Source organism: Stenotrophomonas pictorum JCM 9942 (assembly GCF_001310775.1).
Classification (GTDB): Bacteria; Pseudomonadota; Gammaproteobacteria; order Xanthomonadales; family Xanthomonadaceae; genus Stenotrophomonas; species Stenotrophomonas pictorum.
On the sequence record NZ_BAZI01000189.1, the window covers coordinates 1 to 5,457 of the forward strand.

Below are 5,457 nucleotides of genomic sequence, written 5' to 3' on the forward strand. Positions count from 1 at the left end.
GACTGAAGACCCTCGACGACGCGCTGGCGCTGCGCCGCAAACTGCTGCTGGCCTTCGAACGTGCCGAGGCCGAACCGGACCCGGCGCGCAAAGCCGCCTGGCTGAGTTTCGCCATCGTCGGCGGCGGCCCCACCGGCGTCGAGCTGGCCGGCACCCTGGCCGAGATCGCCCGCCACACCCTGAAAAACGAGTTCCGCCACATCGATCCGGCCGCGGCCAAGGTCCGGCTGGTCGAAGCCGGGCCACGGGTGCTGTCCAGCTTTCCGGAGCCGCTCTCGCTCAAGGCGCGGCGGCAGCTGGAGAAACTCGGCGTGGAGGTGCTCACCGGCGCCGCCGTCACCTCAATCGATGACCACGGCTTCACGTGGGGCGACACCCATATTCCGGCCCGCACGGTAGTCTGGGCCGCCGGCGTGGCCGCCTCGCCGCTGGCACGGACCCTGGAGGTAGCGCTGGACCGCGCCGGGCGCGTACGGGTGCAGCCGGACCTGACCGTCCCCGGCCATCCGGAGATCTTCGTCGCCGGGGATCTGGCGGCAATTCAGCAAGACGATGGCCGTCCGGTTCCGGGCGTGGCACCGGCGGCCAAGCAGATGGGCAGCTACCTGGCCACGGTCATCCAGGCGCGACTGCGCCATGCGCCGGCACCGGCGCCTTTCCACTACCGCGACCAAGGCAACCTCGCCACGATCGGGCGCATGGCCGCCATCGTGCATCTGGGCCGGCTGCAGCTGTCGGGCGTGCTGGCGTGGTGGTTCTGGCTGGCGGCGCACGTGGTGTTCCTGATCGGCTTCCGCAACCGGCTGGTGGTGCTGCTGAACTGGGCGGTGGCGTACTGGAGCTACCAGCGCGGCGCACGGATCATCTTCGGCGATGCCGACAGCGGTGCCGGAGATGAAGCCACACCGCCGTTCGCCGGGATGCATGCCGGCGATCGGCCGCATACCGATGCGCCGCCGTAAACCGCGGGCATCGGCATGCGGCTCACAACCGGCGGAAACGGCAAAGGCCCGGAATCCCGGGCCTTTGCCTTGTCACGCCGATATCGCTCCGCTCAGGCGGCGAACAGCGCCTTCATCTTCTTCAGCGCATTGGCCTCGATCTGGCGGATGCGTTCAGCCGACACGCCGTATTCGTCGGCCAGCTCCTGCAGCGTCACCTTGCAGTCGGCATCGAGCCAACGGCGGGCGATGATGTCACGCGAACGCTCATCCAGCTTGGACAGGCCTTCGCGCAACAGCTGCATCTGGTTGTCTTCGCTGTCCTCGCGCTCATAGGCCTGCGACGGATCTTCCTCGCGTGCCACCAGATAGGCTGCTGGCGACGGCGGCGCGTGGTCATTGTCATCATCCGTGGGGGCATCGAAACCGATGTCACGGCCGGACAGACGCGATTCCATCTCCATCACTTCGCGCTCGGACACGTTCAGGTCCTTGGCCACGGCGCTGACTTCAGCCGCGTTCAACCAGCCCAGACGGGTCTTGGACTTGCGCAGGTTGAAGAACAGCTTGCGCTGCGCCTTGGTCGTGGCGACCTTCACGATGCGCCAGTTCTTGAGGATGAACTCGTGCATCTCGGCACGGATCCAATGCACGGCGAAGGACACCAGCCGCACACCCATGTCCGGGTCGAAACGCTTCACCGCCTTCATCAGGCCGATGTTGCCTTCCTGGATCAGATCACCCAGCTGCAGGCCGTAACCGTTGTAGCCACGGGCCACGTGCACGACGAAACGCAGGTGCGAATGCACCAGTTCGCGGGCGGCGTCCAGATCCTGCGCATCACGGAAACGACGCGCCAGTTCCTGCTCGTCATCGACCGACAGCACCGGAATCTGGTGCACGGCACCGATGTAGGCGTCCAGCGAACCGAGCGCACTGGGAATCGGGAGATTGTTTGCCACAAGGGCAGTAGAGGTGTTCTGGCTCATAGGACCTCATCTTAGCAGTCGGACTATTGGACTGCTGAGTACAGAAAAAGTTCCAGCGTTCTGTTTTTGTCGCAAAACTCACAGTAAAAGCTGAATGGGCGACCGCGACGCAGGAGCATTCCAACAGGTCCTACCGTAGCAAAGCCAACGCCACCGCGATATGACAGGCATCAAGGAGATTCAGACAGCAGTGAACCCGGCTTCCAGCACCTGGCGCGATGGCAGACCCCAGTCGACCGGGCCCAGCCCGCGCCGCTGCAGGTAGTCATTGGCCTGGGAGAAGTGACGGCAGCCGAGGAAGCCGCGATGCGCCGACAACGGCGACGGATGCGGCGCCTTGAGCACGCGGTGGCGGCGGGTGTCGATGACCTTGCCCTTCTGCTGGGCGTAGGCGCCCCACAGCAGGAATACCAGCCCCTCGCGCTCGCGGTTGAGCACATCCACCACGTGATCGGTGAATCCTTCCCAGCCGCGGCCCTGGTGCGCGCCGGCCTTGCCCTCTTCCACCGTGAGCACGGCGTTGAGCAGCAGCACGCCCTGGCGCGCCCACGGCAGCAGACAGCCGTGGTCCGGGCGCGGAATGCCCAGATCGGCCTCGATCTCTTTATAGATGTTGAGCAGCGAGGGCGGCACCGGCACGCCCGGCGGCACCGAAAAGCTCAGGCCATGGGCCTGGCCATAGCCGTGATACGGGTCCTGGCCCAGCACCACCACCTTGACCTGCTCGAACGGCGTGGCCTCGAACGCGGCAAAGATCTGCGGCCCGGGAGGAAACACCTGCGCGCCGGCGGCCTTGCGCTGGCGCAGGAACGCGGCCAGCTCGCGCATGTCCGGGCGCAGCAGCCAGTCGCCGATCCTGGCCTTCCAGCTGGATTCAAGCTGGATCGGCGCAGATGCCGCTTCGCTCACAGCACCACGACCGGCTGGGAAAGCCGTGCCAGTCGCAGCTGGAACAGCACCTTGGTCACCAGCAGGCGTTCTTCCACCGGTTTCTGCACCAGATCATTGGCACCGGACTGCAGCAGCGCCGACTGGTTGTGCGGATTGCTGTCGCCGGTCATCACCAGCACCGGCAGACGGCGCTTGCCATAGCCGAAATCGACGCGGATGCGCTCGACCACGTCGCCCCCGTTGAGCTCGCCCTTGAGGGTGACGTCGGTCAGCACCAGGTCGATGCGACGCACGGTGCGGCCCAGCGATTCGGCCGTCAGCAGCGAGAACGCGTCCTCGGCGGTAAGCACATGCACCACCTGCAGGTCGTGGCGTTCGAGCATGCGCTTGGTCGCCTCGGCCACCACCCGGCTGTCTTCCACGTACAGCACAGTGGCGCCGGGCACCGGCTCAGGCTGCACATAGCCGCGGATGAAGGTCGCCAATGCCTCGTGGCCCAGCGATTTGTCGAAATAGTCGGTGACGAACTCGGTGAAACGGCGCTGTTCCAGATGCTGCTGGGCATCGCCGGAGACCACGATCACCGGCACATACGCCTGCCCCGCGGTTTCGCGCACGCTGCGCGCCAACGCCAGGCCATCGCCATCGGGCAACGCCAGCGACGTGGTGACCAGATGCACCGGGCCGGCGGCCAATGCCTCGCGGGCCTCGGCGATGCTCGCGCAGCCGATGACATCCACATCCGGCAGCTCGCGCTTGAGCACATCGGAAATCAGCCGGCGGACCAGCTTGGAACCATCGACCACCATCACCCGCGGGGCGTCACTGATCAGATGTTTAAGTTCTTGCGCTCGCATGCGGGCCTCAGGTCTCGGTCGGGCGAGTCTGCCTGAGGAAGTGGCCGGTCACCAGCCATGCCCCCAGCCAACCCAGGATCGTCGTCGCCACCAGCACCATCACCGAATGGAACAGATCCAGCCCATGCAGCACGAACGGGCTGCCATAACTTTGAGAAAGCGCGGCCAGCGGCGGCCGCAGCGCCAGCCCGCAGACGCCGATCAACGCCAGCGCGACCAGCCCGGCACCCAGTCCGTACCACGCGCCCAGATAGACAAACGGGCGGCGGATGAAGCCGTCACTGGCGCCGAGCAGCTGCAGCACGCCGATCTCCTCGCGGCGGGCCTGGATATCCAGCCGCACGGTATTGCCGACCACCAGCGCCGCGCCCAGCCCGAGCAACAGCGACAGCACCTGCACCAGCCGCGCGCCGAAGTCCAGCCAGCCGTCCAGCCGTTGCCGCCACAGTGCATCGTGTTGGACCAGATCGGCCTGCGGCAGCGCCTCCAGTGACTTGGCCAACGCTGCATCATCGCCATGGGCGGGGGTGACGATCAGCAAGGTCGGCAACGGATTGTCGCCCAGCGCATCGATCGCCTCGCCCAGCCCGGCGCTGTGGCGCAGCTCGGCCAATCCTTCATCGGGCGAACGCACCACCACCTGCGCCACATCGGCGCGGCCGCGCAGCGACTGCACCACGGCCTGCGTGGCGGCTGCATCCAGATCCGGCTTCAGGAACAGGTTGATGTCGCGCGACTGCTGCACGCTGCCGGAAAAATGCTTGAGGTTGTCCAGGGCGATGGACAGGCCCAGCGGCAATGCCAATGCCAGCGCCATGACCGCCACCGTCAGCAGGGTCGCCCATGGCTTGCGCAGTGCACGGCCGAGGCTGAACACCACACTGTGCAGGTGATGGCTGATCCAGATCCCCAGCCGCGAGGGCGCGGCCACTGCGCTGTTGGCGGGCTTGTTGGGGGTACGTACGCTCATTCGGCCAGGTCCTGCGGCGAAATGTCATCGACCAGACGGCCGTGATCGAGGATCAACACGCGCTTGCGCATCTGTTTGAGCAGGGCCAGGTCATGGCTGACCACCAGCACGCTGGTGCCACGCGCCGGCAGTTCGGCGAACAAGGTCATGATTTCCGCCGCCAGTGCCGGATCCAGATTGCCGGTCGGCTCATCGGCCACCAGCAGCCTGGGTTCGGCCACGATCGCGCGGGCGATGCCCACGCGCTGTTGCTCACCGGCCGACAGCTGCGTGGGCAGGGCCTTCTCGCGATGCCCCAGGCCCATCCGCTCCAGCACCGAGCGCACGCGCTTGTCCGCATCGGCGCGACGATCACCGCGCAGGATCAACGGCAAGGCGACGTTCTCGCCGACGCTGCGGTCGGTCAGCAGGCGGTGATCCTGATAGACCGCGCCGACCTGGCGCCGGTGCAGGGCGACCTTGCCGCCGCGCACCTTCAGCAGATTGCGCTCAGCGAACAAAACCGCGCCGCGCGTGGGGCGCTCGCTCAGGTGGATCAGCTTGAGCAGGGTGCTTTTGCCTGCCCCCGAATGCCCGGTGACGAACAGCATTTCGCCGGCGGCCACCTCGAAGCTGACATCCACCAGCGCCGGATGGCCACCGGCATAGTGTTTAGTGACATTGTCAAAACGCAGGACGCTCATGCGGCGATTATGCCGGAGCGCGGCCCGCGTGCGCCGCCGCACTGCGAGGCGGCGCGGAGACCGCGACGATCAGCTGCCCGACAACATGCGGGCGGATCTTGCGGCCCAGCCGGGTCAGGAACGAAT

Annotated in this window: 6 protein-coding genes; 1 reads left to right on the forward strand and 5 read right to left on the reverse strand. The window is 66.5% G+C overall.

Annotated features, from left to right (window positions below; translation table 11 throughout):
• Nucleotides 1-962, forward strand: a 962-nt coding sequence (locus tag JCM9942_RS10325) for an NAD(P)/FAD-dependent oxidoreductase (RefSeq protein ID WP_054659474.1), incomplete at its 5' end; no start/stop codon positions are given.
• A gap of 92 nt (nucleotides 963-1,054) precedes the next feature.
• Here JCM9942_RS10325 and rpoH read toward each other — a convergent pair.
• The 5 genes from rpoH to ftsE all read right to left on the reverse strand — a co-directional run bounded on the left by rpoH (nucleotide 1,055) and on the right by ftsE (nucleotide 5,331).
• Complete coding sequence (gene rpoH / locus JCM9942_RS10330) at nucleotides 1,055-1,930, reverse strand: RNA polymerase sigma factor RpoH (RefSeq protein WP_054659476.1); 876 nt, start codon at nucleotides 1,928-1,930, stop codon at nucleotides 1,055-1,057.
• Between the two features lie 180 nt (nucleotides 1,931-2,110).
• Nucleotides 2,111-2,839 carry a uracil-DNA glycosylase gene (gene ung, locus JCM9942_RS10335; RefSeq protein WP_054659478.1) on the reverse strand — a complete coding sequence of 243 codons (729 nt, stop codon included), beginning with the start codon at nucleotides 2,837-2,839 and terminating at the stop codon, nucleotides 2,111-2,113.
• Nucleotides 2,836-3,678 carry a response regulator gene (locus tag JCM9942_RS10340; RefSeq protein WP_054659480.1) on the reverse strand — a complete coding sequence of 281 codons (843 nt, stop codon included), beginning with the start codon at nucleotides 3,676-3,678 and terminating at the stop codon, nucleotides 2,836-2,838. The genes ung and JCM9942_RS10340 overlap by 4 nt, the downstream gene beginning before the upstream one ends.
• A gap of 7 nt (nucleotides 3,679-3,685) precedes the next feature.
• Nucleotides 3,686-4,648 (reverse strand): permease-like cell division protein FtsX, encoded by a 963-nt coding sequence (gene ftsX, locus JCM9942_RS10345; RefSeq protein WP_054659482.1) that lies wholly within the window; start codon nucleotides 4,646-4,648, stop codon nucleotides 3,686-3,688.
• Nucleotides 4,645-5,331: a cell division ATP-binding protein FtsE gene (gene ftsE, locus JCM9942_RS10350; RefSeq protein WP_054659484.1), complete on the reverse strand. Its 687-nt coding sequence runs from the start codon at nucleotides 5,329-5,331 to the stop codon at nucleotides 4,645-4,647. Before ftsE ends, ftsX begins: the two co-directional genes overlap by 4 nt.
• Between the last annotated feature and the right edge of the window lie 126 nt (nucleotides 5,332-5,457).

What these genes read in the sequence shown, in the direction of transcription:
- rpoH (WP_054659476.1), bottom strand. Translation starts at nt 1,930, where the DNA reads ATGAGCCAGAACACCTCTACTGCCCTTGTGGCAAACAATCTCCCGATT.
- JCM9942_RS10340 (WP_054659480.1), bottom strand. Translation starts at nt 3,678, where the DNA reads ATGCGAGCGCAAGAACTTAAACATCTGATCAGTGACGCCCCGCGGGTG.
- ftsX (WP_054659482.1), bottom strand. Translation starts at nt 4,648, where the DNA reads ATGAGCGTACGTACCCCCAACAAGCCCGCCAACAGCGCAGTGGCCGCG.
- ftsE (WP_054659484.1), bottom strand. Translation starts at nt 5,331, where the DNA reads ATGAGCGTCCTGCGTTTTGACAATGTCACTAAACACTATGCCGGTGGC.